1 protein-coding gene is annotated in these 2010 nt (G+C 48.0%); it reads left to right on the plus strand.

Features of this window, described 5'->3' with window-relative positions; genetic code table 11:
• A partial coding sequence (locus CIK99_RS10400; RefSeq protein WP_094381449.1) for an IS66 family transposase occupies positions 1–1711 on the plus strand: 1711 nt, incomplete at its 5' end.
• Between the last annotated feature and the right edge of the window lie 299 nt (positions 1712–2010).

Genomic DNA, 2010 nt, shown 5'->3' on the forward strand with positions numbered 1-2010 from the left:
TGAGTACGAGATGCGCGAGCGCAAACTTAAGGAAGAGTTCTCCAGGCAGCTTGGCAATCTGACCTCTGAGTTCGAGGCCAGGCTCGCCGCCAAGGATAATGAGATTAATTCCCTTAGAGGAGATAAAGGAGGTGAAGGTGGCAATACGCCTTCCACCTCCCTTCCCGAAGGTTCCATGCCTGTCACTCCGGCGGAAATGGCCGCTCGCAACAAGCAGCTTGAGCAGCAGAAGGCGAACCTGCAGGTTACGTCTTATGGCCAGCACACGGAATCGGCAAAGTACCACCACGGCGAACAGCAGGTAGAGAATGCCGATGACCTTGACCTTAACGGCGAGGATGTCCCGGACGAAAGGGTTGTGGAAATCGCCCGTGAGGTGAAAGCCCGCAAGGACATGAAGGGTGTGGAAAAGCCAAGGCGCAACCAACCGCTCGTCGGTGCTGCGAAAGGTGGAGAATACGACATTGTCCTTCTCCCCGACAACCTGCCTGATGACGCTGTTGAGATAGGCGAGGATATAACGGTGCGCTATTCATATGTCAAAGGATACATACGCACCCATATCATACGACGCAAGAAATTCAAGGACTCGTCCGGCAAATACTACCATGTAAACCTCCCAGACAAATATAAGAACTGTATGGGACGGACGCAGGTCACAGAGTCCCTTATCGCCCAGATACTTACCATGCACTTCTATAATGGCATGACTCTCGGCGAAGTGGAAGAATGGCTAAAAGCCATGGGACTGAACTTTGCCCATTCCACCGTCATGAACTGGATAGAAAAGAGCGCTGACATACTTGAGCCTCTTGACAAGCCTCTGCAGAAGGAGATTACCACTAATAGCGATGTGCATGGCGACGAGACCACTGTCAAGGGCAAGGATAAAAGGTTAGCGGCCAAGGGAGAGAAGGAGGAGGACGTGGAGGATGATCTCCATTACTTCAAGCGGTGGATATTCTGTTACTACGCTCCTTTGGTTGGACTGACCCAGTTTGTGTTCCATGAACGTGGACGCCGAACTCAGGAAGCGGTCCAGAAATACTTTGAAGACGTGATAGAGAAACTTTATCTTCACAGTGATGGAGCTCCGATATACAAGTGTTACGACACGGGAGAACTGATAGTCCGAATCGCCTGCCTCGTCCATATGCGACGGCCTTTCTACAAGTTGAAGGATGTATCCATAGATGCGATGAAGATGCTTAAGATCTTCGAGGACATCTTCAAGGAAGACAGGAACATCAAGGTCAGTTTCACCAATCCTGATGAGATCACGAGGGAGCGCGTGCTTCGGATAGCCCCATTGCTGAACGACATGAAGTCATACCTTGACAAGTTGAAGGCAAGCCTCAGTGCAGAGGAAGAGCCTGAACTTCTCAAGGCGGTCAACTATGCCCTGACGGAATATCCCTGCATGCTCCGTTGTCTTGAGGATGGAAGTCTTGACTTGTCGAACAATATCTGCGAGCGACAGATACGCCGGATAGCGAAGTACCGCAACAACAGTTTCTTTGTCGGCAGCCCTGAGGCCGGTGTGCGCTTTGCAAGGCTCATGTCCGTCTTCGCAAATATCCGCAATCACAAATTGGATCCAGTAAAGTATCTTTGTGATGTCTTCCGCAGGATAAAGAATACTGCTGATGACAAACTTGTTGAACTACTTGCTCACAAGTGGCAGCCATCAACTGTGTCCGAATGGGTATAATCACACCCTATTTCTCTTAATAAAAAATAAAAATTTTATTTTATCTTGGCTTACGGGTCTTAAATGACCGCTTACGTCGATACGGACTGTCATTGCTGTCTGTGGCATAATCGTAGATGTTTAAATGAATAATATGTTATGTTTTTGGTTGCAAAGATATGGCATTTTGATGGTAAGCAGTCATTTAGGGCCGTCTTGTGTACCTTAATATATATTAGTACTTTTGTCCCGAATTTAAATTTTGGACAAGATGAACATAAACGAAGAAGGCAAGTACTATGCCTCAATGGTTCGCAAGT

Origin of the sequence: Prevotella sp. P5-92, assembly GCF_002251245.1 — a bacterium.
Taxonomy (GTDB): domain Bacteria; phylum Bacteroidota; class Bacteroidia; order Bacteroidales; family Bacteroidaceae; genus Prevotella.